At 58.5% G+C, this 22,094-nt stretch carries 21 protein-coding genes and 1 pseudogene; 6 read left to right on the top strand and 16 right to left on the bottom strand.

What is annotated here, in order from left to right:
• Positions 1-108: pseudogene (locus FBY04_RS32800) on the top strand (IS110 family transposase); the annotation flags it as partial.
• A gap of 43 nt (positions 109-151) precedes the next feature.
• On the opposite strand, the gene nhaB reads toward FBY04_RS32800, so the two are convergent.
• From nhaB to FBY04_RS19360, 3 genes are all read right to left on the bottom strand, one after another.
• Complete coding sequence (gene nhaB, locus FBY04_RS19350) at positions 152-1,654, bottom strand: sodium/proton antiporter NhaB (protein WP_145316310.1); 1,503 nt, start codon at positions 1,652-1,654, stop codon at positions 152-154.
• 78 nt (positions 1,655-1,732) lie between these two features.
• Entirely contained in the window at positions 1,733-3,022 is a 1,290-nt protein-coding gene (locus FBY04_RS19355) for a hypothetical protein (protein ID WP_145316312.1), read from the bottom strand.
• Positions 3,023-3,303: 281 nt separating this feature from the next.
• Positions 3,304-3,570: a hypothetical protein gene (locus FBY04_RS19360; protein WP_084321593.1), complete on the bottom strand. Its 267-nt coding sequence runs from the start codon at positions 3,568-3,570 to the stop codon at positions 3,304-3,306.
• A gap of 343 nt (positions 3,571-3,913) precedes the next feature.
• Between FBY04_RS19360 and FBY04_RS19365 the strand changes: the two genes are divergently transcribed.
• A complete protein-coding gene (locus FBY04_RS19365) occupies positions 3,914-5,239 on the top strand; it encodes a sigma-54 dependent transcriptional regulator (RefSeq protein WP_084321594.1) in 1,326 nt (441 codons plus the stop codon).
• Between the two features lie 63 nt (positions 5,240-5,302).
• Here FBY04_RS19365 and FBY04_RS19370 read toward each other — a convergent pair whose 3' ends face one another.
• The 9 genes from FBY04_RS19370 to FBY04_RS19410 all read right to left on the bottom strand — a co-directional run bounded on the left by FBY04_RS19370 (position 5,303) and on the right by FBY04_RS19410 (position 13,791).
• Positions 5,303-6,583 carry a hypothetical protein gene (locus tag FBY04_RS19370; RefSeq protein WP_084321595.1) on the bottom strand — a complete coding sequence of 427 codons (1,281 nt, stop codon included), beginning with the start codon at positions 6,581-6,583 and terminating at the stop codon, positions 5,303-5,305.
• A 45-nt stretch (positions 6,584-6,628) separates the two neighbouring features.
• Positions 6,629-7,369, bottom strand: a complete 741-nt coding sequence (locus FBY04_RS19375) for a hypothetical protein (protein WP_084321596.1) — start codon at positions 7,367-7,369, stop codon at positions 6,629-6,631.
• A 33-nt stretch (positions 7,370-7,402) separates the two neighbouring features.
• Entirely contained in the window at positions 7,403-8,083 is a 681-nt protein-coding gene (locus FBY04_RS19380) for a C39 family peptidase (protein ID WP_145316314.1), read from the bottom strand.
• A gap of 62 nt (positions 8,084-8,145) precedes the next feature.
• The gene (locus FBY04_RS19385; RefSeq protein WP_145316316.1) at positions 8,146-9,453 is read right to left on the bottom strand and encodes a heme utilization protein; all 1,308 of its coding nucleotides are present in this window, start codon (positions 9,451-9,453) and stop codon (positions 8,146-8,148) included.
• Positions 9,454-9,506: 53 nt separating this feature from the next.
• A complete protein-coding gene (locus FBY04_RS19390; RefSeq protein WP_145316318.1) occupies positions 9,507-10,079 on the bottom strand; it encodes an adhesin in 573 nt (190 codons plus the stop codon).
• A 1-nt stretch (position 10,080) separates the two neighbouring features.
• The gene (locus FBY04_RS19395; protein ID WP_084321600.1) at positions 10,081-10,506 is read right to left on the bottom strand and encodes a hypothetical protein; all 426 of its coding nucleotides are present in this window, start codon (positions 10,504-10,506) and stop codon (positions 10,081-10,083) included.
• Positions 10,507-10,863: 357 nt separating this feature from the next.
• The gene (locus FBY04_RS19400; protein ID WP_084321601.1) at positions 10,864-11,388 is read right to left on the bottom strand and encodes an AAA family ATPase; all 525 of its coding nucleotides are present in this window, start codon (positions 11,386-11,388) and stop codon (positions 10,864-10,866) included.
• Positions 11,385-11,948, bottom strand: coding sequence for a nicotinamide riboside transporter PnuC (gene pnuC / locus FBY04_RS19405; RefSeq protein ID WP_145316320.1), 564 nt, complete (start codon positions 11,946-11,948; stop codon positions 11,385-11,387). The genes FBY04_RS19400 and pnuC overlap by 4 nt, the downstream gene beginning before the upstream one ends.
• Before the next feature lie 208 nt (positions 11,949-12,156).
• Complete coding sequence (locus FBY04_RS19410) at positions 12,157-13,791, bottom strand: methyl-accepting chemotaxis protein (RefSeq protein ID WP_145316322.1); 1,635 nt, start codon at positions 13,789-13,791, stop codon at positions 12,157-12,159.
• A gap of 285 nt (positions 13,792-14,076) precedes the next feature.
• Between FBY04_RS19410 and FBY04_RS19415 the strand changes: the two genes are divergently transcribed.
• Together FBY04_RS19415 and FBY04_RS19420 are read left to right on the top strand one after the other, a co-directional pair.
• Positions 14,077-14,907, top strand: coding sequence for an undecaprenyl-diphosphate phosphatase (locus FBY04_RS19415; RefSeq protein ID WP_084321604.1), 831 nt, complete (start codon positions 14,077-14,079; stop codon positions 14,905-14,907).
• Positions 14,904-15,332, top strand: coding sequence for a DUF1294 domain-containing protein (locus FBY04_RS19420; RefSeq protein WP_084321605.1), 429 nt, complete (start codon positions 14,904-14,906; stop codon positions 15,330-15,332). The genes FBY04_RS19415 and FBY04_RS19420 overlap by 4 nt, the downstream gene beginning before the upstream one ends.
• Here FBY04_RS19420 and FBY04_RS19425 read toward each other — a convergent pair.
• The gene (locus FBY04_RS19425) at positions 15,329-15,688 is read right to left on the bottom strand and encodes an MmcQ/YjbR family DNA-binding protein (protein ID WP_145316325.1); all 360 of its coding nucleotides are present in this window, start codon (positions 15,686-15,688) and stop codon (positions 15,329-15,331) included. The two genes, FBY04_RS19420 and FBY04_RS19425, sit on opposite strands and share 4 nt — an antisense overlap.
• Entirely contained in the window at positions 15,685-16,593 is a 909-nt protein-coding gene (locus tag FBY04_RS19430; protein WP_084321607.1) for a LysR substrate-binding domain-containing protein, read from the bottom strand. Before FBY04_RS19430 ends, FBY04_RS19425 begins: the two co-directional genes overlap by 4 nt.
• A 129-nt stretch (positions 16,594-16,722) precedes the next feature.
• On the opposite strand from FBY04_RS19430, the gene FBY04_RS19435 reads away from it, so the two are divergent.
• Both FBY04_RS19435 and FBY04_RS19440 read left to right on the top strand, forming a co-directional pair.
• Positions 16,723-17,334 carry an FMN-dependent NADH-azoreductase gene (locus FBY04_RS19435; protein WP_084321608.1) on the top strand — a complete coding sequence of 204 codons (612 nt, stop codon included), beginning with the start codon at positions 16,723-16,725 and terminating at the stop codon, positions 17,332-17,334.
• A gap of 267 nt (positions 17,335-17,601) precedes the next feature.
• On the top strand, positions 17,602-18,639 hold the full coding sequence (locus FBY04_RS19440) for a dienelactone hydrolase (RefSeq protein WP_084321609.1): 1,038 nt from the start codon (positions 17,602-17,604) through the stop codon (positions 18,637-18,639).
• Positions 18,640-18,728: 89 nt separating this feature from the next.
• Here FBY04_RS19440 and FBY04_RS19445 read toward each other — a convergent pair whose 3' ends face one another.
• Both FBY04_RS19445 and FBY04_RS19450 read right to left on the bottom strand, forming a co-directional pair.
• Complete coding sequence (locus FBY04_RS19445) at positions 18,729-19,916, bottom strand: MFS transporter (RefSeq protein ID WP_084321610.1); 1,188 nt, start codon at positions 19,914-19,916, stop codon at positions 18,729-18,731.
• 282 nt (positions 19,917-20,198) lie between these two features.
• A complete protein-coding gene (locus FBY04_RS19450; RefSeq protein WP_084321611.1) occupies positions 20,199-21,788 on the bottom strand; it encodes an ABC-F family ATPase in 1,590 nt (529 codons plus the stop codon).
• Positions 21,789-22,094 lie beyond the last annotated feature (306 nt).

Raw genomic sequence — 22,094 nt, forward strand, 5'->3', positions numbered from 1 at the left:
GCTCTTCGGGCGCGAGGCAAGAGCGCGAAGGTCGCGCTCATCGCCTGCATGCGAATATTACTGATCAGACTGAATGCCATGCTGAGAGACGGCACGGAGTGGCGGTGACGAATGGCAGGGTGAAGACAGTTGCTCCCACATTTGACCGTGTTTACAACCAGTAACTCACCGCATACCACCCAAGAACACCCATCACCACGGTGTAAGGCAACGCCATCCACACCATCCGCCCATACGACAGGCGAATCAGCGGTGCAATCGCCGACGTCAGCAGAAACAGAAACGCTGCCTGGCCATTGGGCGTCGCCACGCTCGGCAGGTTGGTGCCGGTGTTGATCGCAATCGCCAGGGTCTCGAAATGTTCACGGTTCATGTGACCGGAGATGAACGCCTGTTTCACTTCGGTGATGTAGATGGTCGCGACAAATACGTTGTCGCTGATCGCCGACAGCAGTCCGTTGGCAATAAACAGCATGCCCGGTTGCTGATCCGCCGGCAGCGCCAGCACCCACTGGATCAGCGGCGTGAACAGCTGCTGATCGTGAATCACCGCCACCACCGCAAAAAACACCACCAACAACGCCGTGAACGGCATGGCGTCCTTGAACGCAGTGCCGAGCCGATGCTCGTCAGTAATGCCGGTGAACGCGGTAATCAGCACAATCACCATCAACCCGATCAGGCCCACTTCAGCCACGTGGAAGGCCAGGCAGCCAATCAGGATCAGTGCCGCCAGCCCTTGAACTATCAGCGCAGCGCGTTCGCGCGAGGTGCGATCGGCGTTGTCTTCGGCGGCATAGTTGGCCAGCACGGCGCGCACGTTGTCCGGCAGGAGCGTGCCGTAACCGAACCAGCGCAACTTCTCCAGCAGCACGCAAGTCACCAGGCCCGCCAACAGCACCGGCAGCGGAACCGGGGCGACTTTCAGGAAGAACTCAGAAAAGTGCCAACCCATTTCGTGGCCGATCAGCAGGTTCTGTGGCTCGCCGACCAGGGTAGAAACGCCGCCCAATGCGGTGCCCACGGCGCCGTGCATCAGCAGGCTGCGCAGAAAAGCGCGGAACTGTTCGAGGTCGGCGTGATGGAGTGTTGGCAGGTGCTGGTCGTCGCCATATTCACTGTCCTGGCGCGGATCGTTGCCCGAGGCGACCCGGTGATATACCGAGTAAAACCCTACCGCCGCGCTGATGATCACCGCGGTCACGGTCAAGGCATCGAGAAAAGCCGAGAGAAACGCTGACAGAAAGCAGAACATCAATGCCAGCAACGCCTTGGAGCGAACCCCGAGCAGCAGGCGCGAGAACATAAACAGCAGCAGTTCTTTCATGAAGTAGATACCCGCCACCATGAACATCAGCAGCAGGATCACCGGGAAGTTGTGCACCAGTTCGTCATACAGCGCCTGGGGCGTGGTCATCTTCAACAGCAGCGCTTCGATCAGCAACAGGCCGCCGGGCATCAACGGATAACACTTGAGCGCCATGGCCAAGGTAAAGATGAATTCCAGCACCAGCAGCCAACCGGCCGCTACGGGACCTACGGTCCACAGCACCAGGGCGTTGAGGATCAGGAAGCCGAGAATGCTGGCCTTGTACCAGCGAGGTGAGTGCCCGAGAAAATTATGCGCGAACGCCTGGGCCATTGAGCCGGACATCGGCTGCTCCTTATATTAAGAAGCGCGCAAGTTGCCGTAAGCTGAGAGGAAGATCAAGCGTAGGAAATGTCAGAGTAGCTATCCCAGATACCGTGCGACGATTGCCCGGTAGTTGCCATCCAGTGAATAGCCGCCTACGACAATGTTGCCATCGGACTGCACGGCCAGGGAGGTCGCGGTATCCGGACCGCGGCTGAGGCGTGTGCGGATCCAACCGACACCATTGCCAAAGCTGCAATCCAGCAGTCCGCCGGGCAGATGCCGGGCCAGAATGAAATCGGCTTCAATGCCCCCGCCCGTGGCTCCAACGGTTAGCACGCTGTCGTCCGCAAGGACCTGGGCGGCGGTCCACTGGCAACCGCTGTGGCCAATCTCCAGTAATTGCGGTTGGCCGCCGTTGCAGTGAATGTCTGGGCGGCCATTGCTGTGAATCTTCAGGGCCATGCAATGCATAGGGTCGCGGGTGCTGCCAAAACACAGCAAATCGCCGTTTTGCTGTTGGACGATCTGGCTGACCTGAGCGTGATGCTCCTGTGCCATGAAACTCATGAAACCGTCCACGGCGAAACGGTCGTCGAGGCTGCCGTCGCTGTGATAACGCGCAAGCAGGCCTTCTTCAGGAAAATTGATCGAGCCACCCACCAGAATCCGACCGTCAGGTTGCACCAGCAGGCTGCTCAGCCAGGTGTTCATCAGCAGGTGGCGGACCAGCACGAAGCCACGACCGTTGAAGGTGTCGTCCAGTGAGTCGTCAGGGTGAAGCCGTACCAGTACGCCGACATGATCGGCCAGCTCGAAATGATGATTGGCCAGCAAAAGGATTCGTCCGTTGTCCTGTACATAGACATCACACGCTTCGGCGCCCGGCACACCAGGTGGCAACCAGGCATCGCGCACGCCTTGGGAAAGATTGCCCGGCAGGCGCACGACACAGCGTCCGTTGTTGCCAAATGACTGGACCGGTTTGCCCTGCTGATTGAAAAGCGCGAAGGCGGGCAGTGTCCGATGCGCATTTTCATAGTGCAGGCCGGCCACCAGAATGCGCCCATCGGCCAGTAGCAAGACTTTGCCGGCCATGGCCTCGAAACCGGGTTCGAACTGACTGATGACACTGCCTTGCTGGCCGAAGGCCAGATCCGCCGAGCCGTCCTCAAGCAGGCGCGCCAGGCCAAAGCGGCTGCCGCCCGGGGTGCCGACTTTGGCGGCTATCAGTAACCGGCCCGCGGAATCAATTGCGACGCCATTGGCCATGCTGGAGGTGCTGCCGGCGAAATACACTTGGGTTTTGCCGGAACCGGCAAAGGACTCGTCGAGTTTCCCGGCATCGTTCTGCTTAAGGGGTAAGGCCAAAGAGGTCTGGACTGACATGCACGCATCTCCCTGCGAGTCGTCTTGATCCAGGAGTGGGGGAGGGGCGACTGGGGAAATATTCAACGCCTGAATGAGCAACTGCACAACTGACAAAACTAACAGGCGGAGCGTCGCTTTGTGCCAGAACAGTGTCTTTTCGAACCACTGAAAAGCCAACCAATCAATTGGCCTTCGAAAGTTCGAATAAACGGACGTCGCCAGTGTATCTGGCGCAGAAGGCCAGCAAACTAACGATCGAGGGGAGGGTGCGGATTACCGGAAGTAATCCGCAAAACGCTTTAGTGCGGCATCGACCACGATTGCAGCGTGTAACCTTCCTGGCTCAGCTCTTTACGGGCTTCTTCCAGAACATGTTCAAGTTGCGCGGGATCGGTATAAGCGCTGCTTGGGATCTGCGTGCGGCCAATGCGGGTATTGGTCCGGTCGATGACGGTCAGGCTGAGTTCGCCGTTGCCGTCTTGTGGGGCCCAGGCCACGCATTGAAATGGCTTGAACGCGCGGTCGGCAATCAAAAGAGCTTCGTTGATACGGAGCGGGGCTGTCATGGGATTTTCTCTCTGTATGCCCAATCAAGTGATGTGCCGTCGGTTGGGCTTACCGTTCGGCTGGTTACTTGTACTGATGCCCGCAACCCATGGGTGGGTCACATACAATTAACAGAAATTCCAACTTTCTTTCTTCGACCCAGCGTTTCGACAGGCTTTGAAAGCTGAATGAAAGGTTCGGCTCGTTAGGTAACTAACAAAGTTACTTCTTATAACTGCTTAAGCGGCCTTCCTATAGTCAATCGATACAAGACAATGTCAAATTATTGCTAATGTTACAGTCAGGTCTGCCAAATGACTGTTTTTAATAATATTTCCTAAAATTTGGCGCCAAGGAACAGTCATGATCGAAGCGCCCGCGTTACGACGTCTGTTAGTGGTGGACCCGTGCGACGACTGCCATCGTCTGTTGCCGGGGTTGCGCGCGGTAGGTTGGGACGTTGATAGCTGCACCCTGGAACATGCCGTCGACCGAACCTGCGACGTTGGCCTGTTGCGTTTGCAGCCGTTTCATCTGGAACGCCCCGAGGCCGTCAAGGAGCTGATCAGCCGCAGCGGCACCGAGTGGATTGCCGTGCTCAACCAGGAAGTCCTGCGGCTGCAAAATGTCGGGGACTTTGTCTGCGAATGGTTTTTCGATTTCCACACCTTGCCGTTCGATGTGTCGCGGGTTCAGGTGACGCTCGGACGGGCATTTGGCATGGCGCGCTTGCGTGGCCAGGGCACGGTTCACATCAATCAGCCCGAACATGAGCTGCTCGGCGACAGCAAACCGATTCGCGAGCTGCGCAAACTGCTGAGTAAATTGGCGCCCACCGAGTCTCCGGTGTTGATTCGCGGTGAAAGCGGGACTGGCAAAGAGCTGGTCGCCCGCACCCTCCATCGGCAATCCCAGCGGCACAGCAAACCCTTTGTCGCGATCAATTGCGGCGCGATTCCTGAACACTTGATCCAGTCCGAACTGTTTGGTCACGAGAAGGGCGCCTTTACCGGCGCCCATCAGCGCAAGGTCGGTCGGATCGAGGCCGCCAACGGCGGAACCCTGTTTCTCGACGAGATCGGTGACCTGCCGCTGGAGCTGCAAGCCAATCTGTTGCGCTTCCTGCAGGAAAAACACATCGAGCGTGTGGGCGGCAGTCAGCCGATTCCGGTGGATGTGCGGGTATTGGCGGCGACGCACGTTGACCTGGAAGCCGCCATCGAGAAAAAACGCTTCCGCGAAGATTTGTACTACCGCCTCAACGTGCTGCAAGTGGTCACTGCGCCGCTGCGTGAGCGCCATGGCGATCTGTCGATGCTGGCCAACCACTTCTCCCATTTCTACAGCCATGAAACCGGCCGTCGTCCGCGCAGCTTCAGCGAAGACGCGCTGATTGCCATGGGCAAGCATGACTGGCCTGGCAACGTACGTGAACTGGCCAACCGGGTACGCCGCGGGCTGGTCCTGGCCGAGGGACGGCAGATCGAGGCGCGTGACCTGGGGCTGATCAGCCAGCAGACGATTGCTGCGCCGATGGGCACCCTCGAAGACTACAAGACACGCGCCGAACGCCAGGCGCTGTGCGACGTTTTGAACCGCCACAGCGACAACCTGAGTGTCGCCGCCCGGGTGCTTGGCGTGTCGCGGCCCACCTTTTACAGACTGCTGCACAAGCACCAGATACGCTGAACGCAAGATCAGACAATAAAAAATCCCGCTACGATCGAAATCGCAGCGGGATTCGGTTTTGGATCAGAAGTAGTACGGGAATTTCAGGCTGAAGGAAAAGTCTGGCGCGTCGTCGGTCAGGCCGATGGCCAGGTTGGGAACGATCGTCAGGTTGTCGGTGGCTGCCAGAGTCATGCCGATGTTGAAGTTGGCCGCGTTGTAATCGCTGTTGGAAATCGATTGCCAATCGCCGCCGTCTGGCTTGATCTTGCTTTTGCGGGCGAACTGATCGGTGAACGAGAACGACATACTCATCTTCTCGTTCAAGGCGAATGCAATGCCGGCGCCGACCTGCCAGGAATCGCCCAGTTTCACGTCCCCTTTAACCTTGGCGCCGACCTGAGGGCTGATGTCGCTGAAAGAGTCCTCCATGTTGTAGGTATAGGCCAAAGAGCCGAACAGCACAGCCGGGTCGAAGGTCTTGACCAGTGAGATACCCGGGGTGATCGACCAGACGCCATTACCGGTAGGCAAGTCCTCGGGGACCGCGAGGTTATCGTTGTTCGGATCCTCGATCAGCTTGATGCCGTAAGGATCCTTGCCGGTGGGTGCCTTGATGCGCAGTGTAGCGACCGCGTCGGGCAGGCTGGCCGACTCATCCAGAAACTTGTAGGCAACGCCCACGTTCACATCGCCGATGGTCGGGTCGCGAGTAACGGTTGCGTCCGACGTCACAGGGCCTGCACCACCAGCGCCACCCGAGGAATACGTTGATTCGCGATAAACCACGGGGACGTTAATGTCGAACTGCCAGCGTTGCGCCACGTTGTAGCGGGCAGTCAGGTCCAGCGTCCAGTTGTCGGCCTTGATGCGGTCGAGGTTGATGTTGCCGAGGAAAATCGAGTCCAGCGCCAGAAAGCCATTGAGCGTCAGCGCACGTGTATCGAAGTGCGTGTACGTCAGGCCGGTTTCCACACTGAACTTGCCGCCACCGAAAAAGCCACTGGCTTCGTCATACAGGTTGGAAACGCTTTGCGCAGGCTCGGAATCATCTCTGAGCGATTGGCCGTATGAACTGCCGGTGGTTCCCGGCGCACCAGCCGCCACCGTCTGGCCACCCCTGCTCGGTTCGGCAGGGGATTTGGTCAAACGTTTGGGAGGCGGTGTCACCGGTGTTTCTTCAACCTGGCGAACGCGCTGTTCGAGGACCATCAGCGCGTTCTGTTGTGCTTCGTAACGCTGTTTCAACTCCATGAGTTCTTGTTTTAATGCTTCAACCTGGGGATCCGATGCTGCGTAAAGCATTGTGCCCGGTGCCAGGCTACTCAAACAAACGATAGCTCTGAGCGTTAACGATCGGTGCATGGTTAGGCGTCCCTTCTGAGTACATCTGATGAGACTGAGCGTAGATCAGAATCCGAGAGCGCGAAGACCTTTGAGCTGATCCAGGTTGCCATTCAGCGAACTGGTTGATGGCAGGTTATCGCGCAGCACAACGTTGATCGACATCAGGTTGTTTACCTGGTTGCCACCGCCAAGCAAGGTCGCGTTTTGCATGAGCCCGCCCTGGGCGAGACGCTGCGCGATGCTCCCCTGGTTGTTATTGGCCACGATATTGAGCTGCACGCCCGCGCCGGTAGAGGAAATGCTCAGCGCCCCGGCACCATTGGCGTGGGTCAAGGTTGAGCCCGCGGCCAGTACTTGCCCTTGGTTGTTCATCTGCGGAGCCTGGCCACCTTTCTGGACGTTGAGATTAACGTTGTTGTAAGCGCTGTTGTTGTCGCCGGCAGCGCGAACAACTTGAGTGACGCCCTGGGTCGTGTTCAAACCGTTTCCGCCGCTGACGGTACCGGTGCCCTGAGTAACCGTCGAGCCATTACCTGTTTCGTCAATCATCGACACATAGAACTGTGGCTGGATGGTCGTTTGCTGAATTTGCATCGAGGACGTTGCCCCGATCACTTGACCGTTGGCATTTTGCCAGGTGCTGGTCATGACAATCCCGAAACTGACGATCCGTCCCGGCATGACATAGCGACCTCGCAGGCTTGCCAGTTCCTGATCGCTCAGCTCGATGGGTTTGAATATCTGTGCCTGGGTTGGCAGGCTGGCGGCCAGGCAAACTACAGCCAGCCAGATTGGAGTCTTCATTAGATGCTCCCGGAGCGTCGTGCTCCCTTGTTATTAGAAGAAGTCGCTTCGGATAAATCCGAAGTCCAACAACTCTGCGTCTTGCACCGGGCTGAAGGTGTCAATACGGTTCTTGGCAGTCAGTGGCAGGGGAGGGTCGAGCAGCGCATTGGTTTTGTCATAGCCCTGGCCAATGACGGCAAAGATGATGCCGTTCCAGCCTTTGACAAAGTCGTCGACAGTGAAACGTTTATGACCCAATACCGGATCTCCGATATAGACCCAGCCGTTGTGGACTTTTTGCAGAACTACAAAATGTTTGTAGCCACGGATATCCATGAGGACCACGACGGGAATTCTGATATCGCTCAACGTTTCCGCCGCTACCCGATAGCCACGGGCCCGCATGCCGATGCTTTCTACGTAACGCTTCATGTCGAGCATGGAGAAGCCCTGTACGCGGACAAGGTCTTGATCGGCGTGTGCCAGCATGCCTTCGATGATCTGTTCTTCATTCACGTCCAGCCAGTAGGCCTGGCGCAAGATGGTTGCCAGCGCAGCTGCACCGCAACTGAAGTCGGTTTTTTGTTGCACCAGGTCGGCAAATTTACGCTCGCGTACGCTCTGGATCGGCTTGTACACCACCGCGCCGCCCGGCAGGACGGAAAGCGGCAGTTGTGCAGCCTCTATCACGCTGGCCACGCAAAGCAAAACTACCAAGGCGATAATGCGCATGGTGGGACGCCCTCTGGTTGTGTTGAAAAAGGCCCCCGTGAGGGGGCCTCCAGAGTCAGCCATCAGAACGATTGGTTGGAAATGGCCAGCGAGTTGCTTTGTTGGTTACCTACACCGGCAGCCACGTTGACGCCGAGGTTGCCACTGCCGCCATTAACCGAACCACTCAGGGTTGCGGTGTTGGTCACAGGGTTTGCCCAGCCATTTGGGGTCAGGATTTGATAGGACACTGTGTTGCTCAAATCCCATGAATTGCTTTCGGTGTAGCCCTTCACTTCGTGTTTGGTAGAAGCGGACGATTTCTCGCCTGATTTCTCGAACGAAGAGTCAAACGATTTTGCAAACGAGGAATCGAACTCTTTTGCGAACGAAGAGTCGGTGGACTTCGAGTGCTCTGTATCGACAGATGCATTAAGCGACGCGTTAAGCGATGCATCGAACGACGAACTGCGGGTGCGATCGCCATGGCCATAATTAACGGTAACGGATTTGGAACCATCCGCCGCTGCTTCCAGGGAAGCGACTATAGAAGCATGGCCGGTAGCGCTCTTATCGGTGCTTTTTGAACCGCTTGCATCAAAGTGCTTGGTGCCGCTGACGTCAAAACTGCTAGCACCGCTCTTGGCCCAATTGCTGGAAGCGCTCTTATCAACGTTCAACTCGGAGTTATGGCTGAAAGAGGCACTGCCGCTTTTGGTTGTGGTTAATGTCACTGTAGTCAGGGCGACGTTCTGATCCGCCTTGTTGTTCACTACCAGACCAGGGCCGTTTTGATCAGCAGAGGCGGTAGCTGTAGCGTTGCCGAGCGGAGCATTGGAGTTGGCAATTGCCATGGTGTTTTTCTGTTGGTTCAGGTCGCCGCCAGCAATGTTGATCCCCATATTGCCGTTGCCGCCATTACCCGACTGGCTCATCACCGCAGAGGCCGTGGTGTTGTAGTTGTCGACCTTGTTATGGTTGCTGTACTGCTTGACGCTGGCAGTGGCAGTGGCAACGCCGAACACGAAGGAGTTATCGAGTGCGGAGGTGGCGCCAGCGTTCGCGATGGCTGCAGCGTTGTCTTGTTGGTTGCCGTCGCCTGCCGCCACGTTGATGCCCACGTTGCCGTCGGCGCCGGTTGCGGAGCCACTCATTTCGGCGTTGTTGATAGTCCCTTGGTTAAGGATGCGATTGTTGGTACTGCTCTGTTTGTCGTAGGCATTGGCAGTCGCATAGACAGGGATCTTTGTAGGAGGCGGCGTGTGGTGACCGTTGTTGTTATGACCATTGTGGTGGTCATCGTGACGACGATCGTTTCCAGCTTGCACAGCAACAGCCATGAGCGCAGCAATTGCGAAAACCAGAGGCTTGAGTGCCATCGAAGGTTTCATGGTGATTCTCCGTACTTATTTTAGGTTAAGTGTTGTTTCCTACCTTTTTTGGGTCAGTCCGCGACCCGTACGCTCAGGGAATTAGCCATTCGGTTTCCTACCCCGGCGCTCTGATTCAACTGAATCACCCCACGGCTACCGGTGAAAGCCTGATCACTGGTAGTGACCTGGCGATAGCCTGGTGCAGAGTCGGTTGGATCGGAGTTTTTGAGCAGCGCCACGTTCTGTTGCATGAGGACGCTGTCGTCGATACTTTGCGGCTGCTTACTGATGCTTATCCGCAGCGCATTGGCTTGCTGGTTGCTGGCGCCCGCGCTCTGGTTGACGCCGAGTACGCCGTTACCGTGGCTGAAGGAGTCGCCCTGAATGCTGGCTCGAGCATCCATCCTGGGGTCGACCTGTGTGTTCAGCCGTTGGCGAATCTGAGTGGTCGCGCTGGCTGCATCGCCTATGGCGATGGCCCGGGCGTTAGCCTGTTGCTGCTGATCTCCCGCAGCCTGGTTGACCGCGAAGTTGCCTTGGTACTGCATGCCTGAACCGCTGATGTCGGCGTTATTGACGACGGGGGGTTGAGCAAAGCTCGATGCGCTGCAAAACATGGCGATAATCAGCAGCTTGTGGTTCATCTCAACGGCCTCCCGTAATGACGTTCAGGCCGCTCAGGCCTCGCTGGACGCTTGAATTGACCAGGTTGGAAATACCGTTGCCCCCTCCCGAACGGCCGGCGGGGAGATTGGAAATCTGGTTTTGAGTGGTGATATTGCCGCCCAGATTGGTGTTGTTTAAATTGACCAGGCGTGTAATGCCTGCACCACTGGCGACGTTGGCAAAATCGCCGTCGTTCAGCTCGTTCGTCTGACTGAGGATCAGCTTGGAGGGGTTGGCATTGACGGTCGTGGGGTTAGGGTCGGGAACCACTGGGGCTTGTACTGCGTTTCGCGTCTGGACATCACGTTTGATAATGATGATGCCGTCGTCTGCCAGGCTGACGCTTGAGCCCAGTGCGCATCCGATCAGGAGGAGGCAGGTGCAGCCTTTATTGAAAGTCCCCACAGCGGCAATTCCTTCTTTTTGTGGGCTGGCCCTAGTCAGCGATGTGGGAGGAGAGAGCGAATGCTGTGCCGTTTTTTGAATTTTGTTTTAATTCAATGGGTTAAAAGTTTTGTCCGGGAAGGTGCTGTCGGGGCTGTTTCACGTCTGAGACACGCACATGCGCTTTTGACCAGCAAAAGCGGTTGCAATGCTCTGGAACAAGGGTTTGCGTCGAGGTGTATTACGTGATTAACAGGTGCGGGCGAAGAGGGGGCAGGCCGTTGAAACGGCCTGTTTGGGGCGGGCAGGGTGTAACAGGTATGGACACTTTCCCCCCCGAAACAGGGGATTTTCTGGGTGAGAAACCCAAAAACCGGGTCAGGGCTCCAGCAGTAACGTGACGGCTCGAAGCGCCTGCAGACGACGCTCGGCCCAGTCTCCCTGCAACACTTGAAACGGCTGTCGATGGGTTTCCAGCCATGTCAGGGTTGCGTCGAAAAATGCCCGGCGTTCACTCAAATCGGGTTGGCAGCGTTGGCCATCGTCCATCCAGTCGACCTGTTCGGGAGACAGCAGCAGGTGCAAGTCGTACTGGCGAGCCAGCAGCGCCTGCTCGATCCACGCGGGGCAATCGCCAAACAGGGTCTGGCTCCACAGGATGTTGCTCAGCAAGTGAGTATCGAGAATCAGCAGCGATGGCTGCCGGGCGCGGGCCTCATCCTCCCACTGCAGTTGCCCGCGAGCGATGTCCGGGATGTCGGCCAGGCAGGTGTCCCGCGGATTTTGCTCGATGAACCAGCGCACATATTCGTCGACCAGCACCCCACCGAAACGCGCTTGCAACTCGGCTGCGAGCCAGCTCTTGCCGCTGGATTCGGGACCTGTCAGTACCAGGACTTTCATGTGCGCAACGCCGGGTCGGCGCGCCATTCCCGCCAGCCTTCTACGGCAATCACGGTGAACAACCCATAGAGCCCGGCGGTCAGGTACATGCCCTTATAGATGAAGAGCCCGACGAAAATCACATCCAGGGTGATCCATAGCGGCCAGCATTGAACGCGCTTTTGTGCCATCCAGACCTGCGCCACCAGACTGAAACCGGTCAACGCCGCATCGAGCCAGGGTTGGGCGGCATCGGTCCAGTGTGCCATGGCCGCGCCGAGCAACAGGCTGCCGACGGCACCGATGGCCAGGCCTGACACGATCGATTCCCCCTTCAGTTGGCTAACCTGCCGGCCCTGCCGCGCGGCCCCCGCGCGCGTCCACTGCCACCAGCCATAGAGTTGCAGCGCGGCGTAGATCACCTGCAACAGCATGTCCGAATACAGCTTCACTTCAAAAAAGACCCAGCTGTAAAGCGACACCATGACCAGGCCGATCGGCCAGCACCAGGGGTTCTGTTTGACCGTCAACCAGACGGCAATGACACCGAGGGTGGCGGCAAACAGTTCAAGCCCGGACATGGAGGTTCCTTGGGAAAATCGTAGAGGGAGCGGATTGTACCGGGATTGTATTGATGAGGCTTCTGTGGCGAGAGTGCTTTTGTTACGAGAGGATTTTTGTGGCGAGGGGACTTGTCCCCGTTGGACCGCGAAGCGGTCCCAAAAAATCTACGACTGCTTCGCAGCCGAACGGGGACAAGTCCCCTCGCCACAGGGTCAGTGTTTGGTTTTAGACGCGGAACTGTTTGAGCAGCCCGTTCAATTGTTCGCTCAGATCCTTCAGCCGCACGCTCGCCACACTCGACTGTTCCGCCGCCAGCGCAGTGCTGTGGGACAAACCGGCGGCCTGGGTGACGTTCTGGTTGATGTCCTCGACCACGTGGGACTGTTGCAAGGTGGCGCTGGCGATGGAGGCGTTCAGGCCATTGAGATTGCGCAGTGCCTGGCCAATGGCGTTCAGGCTCGCACCGGCGAGGCCGGCCTGTTCGATGGTCAGCTGGGACGCGCGACTGCTGTCGCCAATGACCTTGACCGCCGCTTCGGAGTGGCCTTGCAAGCGTTCGATCATCGACTGGATCTCGGCGGTGGACTTCTGGGTGCGCTGGGCCAGCAGGCGCACCTCATCCGCGACGACGGCAAACCCGCGACCTTGCTCGCCGGCCCGGGCGGCCTCGATGGCGGCGTTGAGGGCGAGCAGGTTGGTTTGCTCGGCGATGGAGCGGATCACTTCAAGCACGCTGCCGATCTGGGTGCTTTCGGTGGCCAGTGTGCGGATGACTTCCACGGCCTGATCAATGGTGCCCGACAACCTGTCGATTTGTTGCAGGCTGCTGTCGATGTTGACCTGGCCCTGTTGCGCCTGGGATTCAGCATCGCGCATTTCGCTGGCCGCCTGTTCGGCGTTCTTGGCCACATCCTGCACGCCGTACGTCACTTCATTGATGGCCGTGGCCACCAGTTCCATCTGCTGGGATTGCTGCTGACTGCGCTGCTGGGCCTGTGCGGCGTCGTTGCCCAGCTCGCTGGACGACTGGCCCAGCGCGCTGGCGGACGCCTGCAATTGACTGATCACCAACCGCAGTTTGGCGGTAAAGGCATTGAAGTGGCGGGCCAGTTGCGTCACTTCATCCTGGCCATGGGTATCGAGGGTGCGTGTCAGATCGCTTTCGCCGCTGGCAATGTTGGCCATGGCGTTCACGGTGTCCTGGAGCGGGCGCACGATGCTGCGGGCAATCAGGATCACCAGCAACGCCATGATGGCGGCAATCACCAGCCCGACGACGGTCGCTTTCCAGACCTGAGCCGTGAATTCTGCTTGCATGTCATCGATGTATACGCCCGAGCCGATCACCCAGCCCCAGGGTTCGAACAGTTTGACGTAGGACGTTTTTGCTACCGGCTCGCTGGCGCCCGGTTTCGGCCAGCGATAGTCGATCGCGCCGGCGCCCTTGGCTTTGGCGAGGGCGACCATTTCATTGAACAGCGCAAACCCGTCCGGGTCGCGGATCGCCGAGAGGTTCTGCCCATCGAGTTTCGGGTTGGCCGGGTGCATGATCATCACCGGCGTCAGGTCGTTGATCCAGAAGTAGTCGTTCTGGTCATAGCGCAGGCCGCGAACGGCGGTCAGCGCCTGTTTCTGCGCGGCCTCGCGTGTGAGCGTGCCGGCCGTTTCGAGGCCGTGGTAATAGGTCAGAATGCCGCTGGCGGTCTGCACCACATGCTGGGTTTTCTGGGCCTTGGCGTGATAAAGGTCTTCGTGGATCTGCTTGAGCATCAACACGCCCAACGTCAAAAGCATCATGACGGCCACGATCAAAATGAGCCACAAACGGCGGCTGATCGACATATTTCGCAAGCTGCTCATAACGCTGTCACTCCAGTTTCTTTTTCTTGTAATAAATGATCGCCAGCATCCAACCACACTTTGTCGATCGGCCATATCAGACCCAAGTCCTATAACGTGGCAGCGTTAATCAGGCTTGTCTGATAGGATTTCGGCCCCGCGCGGAAAAACCTGAGTCCAAGTCGATGTTTCACGGAATTTTTGCGGTTCCGTCCGGATTCTGCGCGCGGGCCTTTTAGCTACGCTGACTGTTTCTGAAAAAATATTAACGGGGCATGCCGTCGCGCATCGCTTCTTGGGGGATTGATGGACCTTTGGACTGCCTTTTCGGCATTGATACTTGGCGTTGTAGAAGGGCTGACGGAGTTTTTGCCCATTTCCAGTACCGGACACCAGATCATCGTGGCCGACTTGCTCAATTTCGGTGGTGAGCGGGCCATGGCGTTCAACATCATTATCCAGCTCGGCGCGATCCTCGCCGTGGTATGGGAATTCCGGCGCAAGATTTTCGATGTGGTGGTTGGCTTGCCGACGCAGCCCAGCGCCAGGCGCTTTACCGCCAACCTGCTGATTGCCTTCTTGCCGGCCGTGGTATTGGGGGTGATCTTTGCTGACCTGATCCACCAATACCTGTTCAATCCGATTACCGTGGCCACGGCATTGGTCGTGGGCGGCATCGTGATGTTGTGGGCGGAACAGCGTCAACATGAGGTGCATGCATCAACCGTTGACGAGATGACCTGGAAAGACGCCTTGAAAGTCGGCTTCGCCCAGTGCCTGGCGATGATTCCCGGCACATCGCGTTCCGGCTCGACGATCATTGGTGGTTTGCTGTTCGGGCTGTCGCGCAAGACCGCCACCGAGTTTTCGTTTTTCCTGGCGATGCCGACCATGGTCGGAGCGGCGGTGTACTCGGGCTACAAGTATCGCGACTTGTTTGTGCCGGCTGATTTTCCGGTGTTCGCCATCGGTTTTGTCACCGCGTTCATCTTCGCGATGATCGCCGTCAGAGGCTTGCTCATATTCATCGCCAGCCACAGCTATGCGGCGTTTGCCTGGTATCGCATTGCGTTCGGTCTGGTGATTCTTGCCACCTGGCAGTTCGGCTGGGTCGACTGGACTGCGGTCAAGCCATGAATGATGCCGGCGGGCGCAACAGTCCCGGACGCCGGTCCGGGGGCGAGATTCACAACCTGCGACTGAAGCTGCTGGTGTTCGCGGTCGTGTGCGCACTGCCGTTGACAGGCTCGTTGTCGTTTTGGCTGCGAGGGATTTCACTGATTCCCCTGGCGGCCTACGGCATCGTCAGCGTGTTGGCGTTCTTCCTTTATTGGCGCGACAAGCGCAAGGCCCGCACCGATAGCTGGCGTACGCCGGAAAATGTCTTGCATGCGGTGGAGCTCGCCGGCGGCTGGCCGGGCGCTTTGCTGGCCCAGCAAGTATTCCGGCACAAGACGCGCAAAGTGTCATTTCAGCTGTTGTTCTGGATGATCGTATTGCTGCATCAAGTGTTCTGGATTGATCAGCTGTTTCTGGAGGCAAACCTGTTGGCGCTGTTCTAAAGCAGCAGCCCGACCTGCGTGCGCTTGGGCAGCTTGCTCACCACCAGTTGATGGGAACGTTGCAACAGGCTTTGCAGTTCCTCGGTGCCCAGCGGGTAGGGCGTTTGCATGATGATCCACTGGGCCCGCGCCAGATACGGCGCCGGATGAACACCGGGGCGATCGCAATGCCCCAGAAACAGGTCCTTGTCGACCTTGAAGGCGAGGGATTCGCCCCGCAGGTTCTGCAGGGCGAACATCTTGTTCCCGGCAATCGAAAACACCCGCACGCCACCCCACTTGTAGTCTTCCCGCGCACCCGGCAGCGCGAGACAGAAGTGTGCGACATCCTCTTCGCTCATGCGTCCAGCTTTCATATCAGTCGGTCTCCACAGCTATTGAATGATTCGATCAAATGGTCGAGCCAGGCGCGGACTGCCGGCATGACCCCGCGCCGGTGAGGGTAGACCGCTTGCAGCCAGCCACCAGGCAAAGACCAGTCGGGCAGTAACTGCACCAGCGCGCCGCTTTCCAGTTCCTGTTCGCAATACATCATCGGCAGCATGGTAAAGCCCTGGCCCGCGAGGGTGCAGGCCCTGCGCACGATGAAGTCGTCGATGCCCAGTCGGGCTTCGAGCGCGAGTTCATGACTTTTACCTTGTTGATCGAGCATGCGGATATGCACCATGCGGTCGGCTTCAAGGGCGCCAAGCACCGGCAGACTCTTGAGGTCCTCGGGATGATTGATCGCTCGCCCATGGAGAAAGTCCGGACTGGCCACCAACAGCATCTGCGCCTGACGCAGGCGTCGGGTGACCAGCAACGGGTCTTCATCACCCAATTCCCGCACACGTAGGGCGACGTCCACGCCCTCGGTCACCAGATCGACCCGGCGGTTCAGCAGCAGCACTTCGAGTTGAACCTGCGGGTATTTTTCGAGAAAGCGGCTGATTATTGTCGGCAGCATTTCGTGCGCCAGCCCGACCGGGCAGGACACCCGCAAGCGGCCGCGAGGCTCGCTGGACATGCTGGCCACGGCTTCATCGGCCATCTCGGCTTCCAGCAGCATGGCCTGGCAGTGCCGCAAGTAACGTTCACCCACGGCAGTCAACTTCAGCTGTCGCGTGGTGCGTTGCAGCAGGCGCGCGCCAAGGCGTTCTTCCAGTTCGGCGATTCGCCGCGACAACCTCGACTTGGGAATGCCCAGCAAACGCCCGGCTGCGGCGAAACCGCCGGCTTCGACCACCTTGGCGAAGTAGTAGAGGTCATTGAGGTCTTGCATGGTTTTAACTCGATTGTTCTATCAGTGAGACGAACTATCGCATTGTTGCAGTCTAATCAGCCATTGGTTTCGTCTGTAGGATTGTTCCCATCAGATCGCCCCGTGGCGATCCTCACCTGGAGATCCCACATGAAATTGCTGCATATCGATTCGAGCATTCTTGGTGACAACTCGGCTTCCCGTCAGCTGAGCAGTGAAGTCGTTAAAGCCTGGCAAGCCGCCGAGCCAAGCGCCGTGGTGACTTACCGCGACCTGGCCAGCGATGCCATCAGCCATTTCTCCGCGACCACCCTGGTCGCCGCCGGCACCGCCAGCGAACTGCGTAACGCCGCCCAACAGCACGAAGCCGAACTGAGCGCCTCGACGCTGGCCGAATTCCTCGCCGCCGATGCCGTGGTCATTGCCGCGCCGATGTACAACTTCACCATCCCGACCCAACTCAAGGCATGGATCGACCGCATCGCCGTTGCCGGTCAAACTTTCCGTTACACCGAAGCCGGCCCTGAAGGCCTGTGCGGTGGCAAGAAAGTCGTGATCGTGTCGACTTCCGGCGGCTTGCATGTCGGTCAGGCCACTGGTGTCGCTCACGAAGATTACTTGAAAGTGCTGTTCGGGTTCATTGGCATCACCGACATCGAATTCGTCCGTGCTCACGGCCTGGCTTACGGTGACGAAGTGCGTACCAAAGCCATGGGCGATGCCCAGACGCAGATCAGCGAGCAACTGTTCGCTGCCGCGTAAGGCTTGCGTAAAGATGTAAATCAGCTCGGGCAACACCCCAAAAAACTCTGTATTCTGATCACGCAAGTGTCAGATGCGGAGTTTTTTGTTTCTGACTATTTCTAGCAGTTTCTTAATTCGTTCATGTTGTGGCCCAGGTTATGCAGTCGAGGGTTTACGTCCCTGTTCTGTAACGACCTTGTTGGCCGCCATGCTGGTACAAGGCCGCTTCCTCGGTAGTCGATGGAGAACAGGCTTTCCGGTCATGTAACAAAGGTGGGGCATCCCATGGTGCGTCTTTGTGCAACGTTACTGATTTGCCTGCTCAGCAGCCTGAATTCAGTGCACGCCGCGCCTGCGCCACATCCTCACTGGAGCGTCGGCTTCCATGAGATGAGCTTTCTCGATCCGCTGGACCTGCAACCGATGCGCGCCATCGCGTTCTACCCCTCCAGCGACCGGGAGCACACCAGCAAACTCGAGGGCTACACGGTCGAAGCGGGCGAAGACACCCGCGTCGCCATCGGCCGTTTTCCAATGTTGATGTTGTCCCACGGCAACACCGGAACACCGCTGGCCCTGCACGACCTCGCCACGTCGCTGGCGCGCAAGGGTTTTGTGGTGGTGGCGGTGATTCATCCCGGCGACAACTCCAAAGACCACAGCCGCCTCGGCACCTTGAGCAACCTGTACGGCCGGCCGATCCAGATTTCCGAAGCCATTACCGCCACCTTGGGCGACCGCATGCTCGCGCCGTTCGTCAATGCCGATCAGGTCGGCGTGATCGGGTACTCGGCGGGTGGGGAGACGGCGCTGATTCTGTCCGGCGCGACGCCCGATCTGGACCGGTTGCGTCGCTACTGCCAGGAACGTCCGGACGATCGCGATGCCTGCAACACCCAGGGCGAGTTGATCGTCGACCGTGATGACCTGCAACCGGTCGCGGATCCAAGGGTTCACGCGCTGTTGCTGATGGCGCCGCTGAGCCTGAAGTTCGGCCGTCACACCCTGGCCGACGTGCATGTGCCGGTGCTGCTTTACAGCGGCGACGGCGACAAACTGGTGGCATTCGACAAAAACGCCGCGGCGCTGGCGCGCAAACTGCCGATCGCGCCGGACTTCAAGTTATTGGCCGGGGCAGGACACTTCGTGTTCCTGGCGCCGTGCAACGAAGAACAAATCGCCGCCATGCCGGCGCTGTGCACCGATGCCGACGGTGTCGACCGCGAAGACATTCACCGCAACATGATTTCCGAAGCCGGGCGGTTCTTTTCCCATGCGCTGGGCGTGCCGACCCGTGCGGGGATGCAAACGGCTGATCAATAACCTGCGCATACCCGGTGGGAACGAACCCCTGTGGCGAGGGGGCAAGCCCCCTCGCCACAGAAGCTGTCTAGCACAACGGATTACGGGTCTCAGGCCATTGCGCGGCGTTTGAGTAGCAGGGTCAAACCCAGGCCAGTGATCGACAACAACGCCGCGCTGAAGAATATCCACGAATACCCCAGATTCAACGCCACCGCGCCCATCACCGGCCCGGCAATCGCCAGTGCCAAATCGAAAAACACCGCATAGGCACTCAACCCCGCACCGCGACTGGAATTGGGCACCTGTTTGATCGCCTCTACCCCCAGCGCCGGATACACCAGCGACAAACCGAACCCGGCCAGGCCAGCACCGACCAGGGCAAAACCGGTCGAAGGCGCAAGCCACAGCAGCACCAGGCCCACCGTTTCAATGCTCATGCAGGCAATCGCGGAGGTGAAACCGCCGAAACGGCTGATGGCCGAAATAAACAGCAAGCGCGCCAGGATGAAGCAGACCCCGAACACCGTCAGGCAATACGCGGCGCCGGTCCAGCCACGGCTGAGGTAATACAGAGTAATAAAGGTGGTCAACGTGCCGTAGCCGATAGAGGCCAGGCTCAGGCTTGCGCCAAACGGTGCAATGCGCCCGAACACTGCCCAGAACGGCATGCGTTCACCGCGAACCACCGGCACCGAGGGTTTGTTGCGGATCAGCACCAGCGCCAACGCCGACAGAAATGACAGCGCGATCCCTAGGCTGGCAAAACCATATTCCGCCACCATCACCACACCCAGCGGCGCACCAATGGCGATGGCGCCGTAGGACGCGATACCGTTCCAGGAGATCGAGCGTGCGGTGTGTTCAGCGCCCACCTGACCCATGCACCAACTGATGGTGCCGACGCCGATCAGGCCCTGGGCGATCCCCAGCAACAAGCGGCCGGCGATCAGGATCAACAGGCTCGTCAGCGGAAAGCTTTGCAACAGCGTCGACACCAACGTCAGCACGCCACTCAACACAATCCCTGACAACCCGTAAACAATCGCTCGCTTGGTGCCGACGCTGTCCGACATGCGCCCGGCCATCGGGCGGCTGAGCAGGGTGGCGAGGTATTGAGAGCCGATGGTCAGCCCGGCCACGACCGCACTGAAACCGAGCTGCTCGTGGACATAACCCGGCAATACCGCAATCGGCAGACCGATGCAGAGGAAGGCAATAAAGGTATAGAAAACGATGGAGACGATCTGCAGGGTGATCGCCATAGAGCTTTGCGGTGGCAGTTGCTGCGCAGACATGAGGGCTCGTTCGCGGGCGGCGGTGGGAGAACTGCATCATGGCGCGGGTGTGAAATAAAAGAAAGCAGGCTAACGATCAAAGCAAACAGGTTTAGCCTTGAACATCCCTCTTTGTAGGAGCCGGCTTGCTGGCGATGGCGTCCTCGAGATCGCCATCGCCGGAACGCCGCCCGCAGCAAGCCGGCTCTTACAGAATTGTGGTACGCAGGCTCAAGTTTTTTGTTGTTGAAATGCAAAAAGCCCCGTCACAGGGACGAGGCTTTCGGTTGCCGCAAGGTGTGCTTAGAACACAACACCCTGACTACGCAGGTAATCATCATAAGTGCCGCTGAAGTCGATCACGCCACTAGGGCTCAACTCGATGATGCGGGTCGCCAGCGACGAGACGAACTCACGGTCGTGGCTGACGAAGATCAGCGTGCCCGGATAGTTCTCCAGCGCCAGGTTCAGCGCTTCGATGGATTCCATGTCCAAGTGGTTGGTCGGTTCGTCCATGATCAGCACGTTCGGCTTTTGCAGGATCAGCTTGCCGAACAGCATGCGACCTTGCTCACCACCGGAGATGACCTTGACCGACTTCAGAATCTCGTCGTTGGAGAACAGCATCCGGCCGAGGGTGCCGCGAACCAGCTGCTCGCCGCCCTGGGTCCACTGGCCCATCCAGTCGAACAGGTTGCAGTCGTCTTCGAAGTCGTGCGCGTGGTCCTGGGCGTAGTAGCCCAGTTCCGCGGCGTCGGTCCACTTCACGGTGCCGGCATCCGGGGTCAGTTCGTTGACCAGGGTGCGCAGCAGGGTGGTTTTACCGATACCGTTCGGGCCGATGATCGCAACACGCTCGCCCGCTTCAACCTGGAAGCTGAAGTCCTTGAACAGTGTCTTGCCGTCGAAGCCTTTGGCCATGCGCTCGACGATGACCGCTTGACGGTGTAGCTTCTTGGTTTGTTCGAAACGGATGAACGGGCTCACGCGACTCGAAGGCTTGACCTCGGCCAGCTGGATCTTGTCGATCGCCTTGGCGCGGGAAGTGGCCTGCTTGGCTTTCGAGGCGTTGGCCGAGAAGCGGCTGACGAACGATTGCAGTTCCGAAATCTGTGCCTTCTTCTTGGCGTTGTCCGACAGCAACTGCTCGCGGGACTGGGTCGCCACGGTCATGTACTCATCGTAGTTGCCCGGGAACAGACGCAGCTCGCCGTAATCCAGGTCAGCCATGTGGGTGCACACGCTGTTCAGGAAGTGACGGTCGTGAGAGATGATGATCATCAGGCTGGAGCGCTGGGTCAGCACGTTTTCCAGCCAGCGGATGGTGTTGATGTCCAGGTGGTTGGTCGGTTCGTCGAGCAACAGCACTTCAGGATCGGAGAACAGCGCCTGAGCCAGCAAAACGCGCAGTTTCCAGCCAGGGGAAACCTCGCTCATCGGGCCGAAGTGTTGCTCGATGCCGATACCCAGGCCCAGCAACAGCTCGCCGGCGCGGGATTCGGCGGTGTAGCCGTCCATTTCGGCGAACTCGGTTTCCAGTTCGGCCACGGCCATGCCGTCTTCTTCAGTCATTTCCGGCAGCGAGTAGATACGGTCGCGCTCGGCCTTGACCTTCCACAGCTCTTCGTGACCCATGATCACGGTGTCGATCACGGTGAATTCTTCGTAGGCGAACTGGTCCTGGCGCAATTTACCCAGGCGCACGTTCGGCTCGAGCATGACCTGGCCGCCGGACGGCTCGAGGTCGCCACCGAGGATTTTCATGAAGGTCGATTTGCCGCAGCCGTTGGCGCCGATCAGGCCATAGCGGTTGCCCGCGCCGAATTTGACCGAAACGTTTTCGAATAGCGGCTTGGCGCCGAACTGCATCGTGATGTTAGCTGTAGAGATCAAAGGTTTTTCCTGCGAAGCATTCAGAGTAGCTAGGGGTGCGGCAGTACCGATTCAGTACCCGTTTCCGGTTTTCGAACCACGGGAAATACATCCCGGTCAGAAGCGGAAGGTCCATCTGGCAATAAGTGGACAGCAGCATGTGGAGCGCTTGGCCCGAGTCGAAGTGCGCTGAGACGGGGTTCATTCCCGTCATCAACCAAGGGGGGCGCGTAATGTTTGGCGGCGATTGTACTGGTCTGGCTCTTTAAACGATAGGGCATTGAGGCCGTACGGTTGCTTTGGCAGCATCGACGGACAGATTTTCAC

The sequence above is a fragment of the Pseudomonas sp. SJZ080 genome, assembly GCF_007828295.1.
Lineage (GTDB): Bacteria > Pseudomonadota > Gammaproteobacteria > Pseudomonadales > Pseudomonadaceae > Aquipseudomonas > Aquipseudomonas migulae_A.

What these genes read in the sequence shown, in the direction of transcription:
- nhaB (WP_145316310.1), bottom strand. Translation starts at nt 1,654, where the DNA reads ATGTCCGGCTCAATGGCCCAGGCGTTCGCGCATAATTTTCTCGGGCAC.
- FBY04_RS19355 (WP_145316312.1), bottom strand. Translation starts at nt 3,022, where the DNA reads ATGTCAGTCCAGACCTCTTTGGCCTTACCCCTTAAGCAGAACGATGCC.
- FBY04_RS19360 (WP_084321593.1), bottom strand. Translation starts at nt 3,570, where the DNA reads ATGACAGCCCCGCTCCGTATCAACGAAGCTCTTTTGATTGCCGACCGC.
- FBY04_RS19365 (WP_084321594.1), top strand. Translation starts at nt 3,914, where the DNA reads ATGATCGAAGCGCCCGCGTTACGACGTCTGTTAGTGGTGGACCCGTGC.
- FBY04_RS19370 (WP_084321595.1), bottom strand. Translation starts at nt 6,583, where the DNA reads ATGCACCGATCGTTAACGCTCAGAGCTATCGTTTGTTTGAGTAGCCTG.
- FBY04_RS19375 (WP_084321596.1), bottom strand. Translation starts at nt 7,369, where the DNA reads ATGAAGACTCCAATCTGGCTGGCTGTAGTTTGCCTGGCCGCCAGCCTG.
- FBY04_RS19380 (WP_145316314.1), bottom strand. Translation starts at nt 8,083, where the DNA reads ATGCGCATTATCGCCTTGGTAGTTTTGCTTTGCGTGGCCAGCGTGATA.
- FBY04_RS19385 (WP_145316316.1), bottom strand. Translation starts at nt 9,453, where the DNA reads ATGAAACCTTCGATGGCACTCAAGCCTCTGGTTTTCGCAATTGCTGCG.
- FBY04_RS19390 (WP_145316318.1), bottom strand. Translation starts at nt 10,079, where the DNA reads ATGAACCACAAGCTGCTGATTATCGCCATGTTTTGCAGCGCATCGAGC.
- FBY04_RS19400 (WP_084321601.1), bottom strand. Translation starts at nt 11,388, where the DNA reads ATGAAAGTCCTGGTACTGACAGGTCCCGAATCCAGCGGCAAGAGCTGG.
- pnuC (WP_145316320.1), bottom strand. Translation starts at nt 11,948, where the DNA reads ATGTCCGGGCTTGAACTGTTTGCCGCCACCCTCGGTGTCATTGCCGTC.
- FBY04_RS19410 (WP_145316322.1), bottom strand. Translation starts at nt 13,791, where the DNA reads ATGAGCAGCTTGCGAAATATGTCGATCAGCCGCCGTTTGTGGCTCATT.
- FBY04_RS19415 (WP_084321604.1), top strand. Translation starts at nt 14,077, where the DNA reads ATGGACCTTTGGACTGCCTTTTCGGCATTGATACTTGGCGTTGTAGAA.
- FBY04_RS19420 (WP_084321605.1), top strand. Translation starts at nt 14,904, where the DNA reads ATGAATGATGCCGGCGGGCGCAACAGTCCCGGACGCCGGTCCGGGGGC.
- FBY04_RS19425 (WP_145316325.1), bottom strand. Translation starts at nt 15,688, where the DNA reads ATGAAAGCTGGACGCATGAGCGAAGAGGATGTCGCACACTTCTGTCTC.
- FBY04_RS19430 (WP_084321607.1), bottom strand. Translation starts at nt 16,593, where the DNA reads ATGCAAGACCTCAATGACCTCTACTACTTCGCCAAGGTGGTCGAAGCC.
- FBY04_RS19435 (WP_084321608.1), top strand. Translation starts at nt 16,723, where the DNA reads ATGAAATTGCTGCATATCGATTCGAGCATTCTTGGTGACAACTCGGCT.
- FBY04_RS19440 (WP_084321609.1), top strand. Translation starts at nt 17,602, where the DNA reads ATGGTGCGTCTTTGTGCAACGTTACTGATTTGCCTGCTCAGCAGCCTG.
- FBY04_RS19445 (WP_084321610.1), bottom strand. Translation starts at nt 19,916, where the DNA reads ATGTCTGCGCAGCAACTGCCACCGCAAAGCTCTATGGCGATCACCCTG.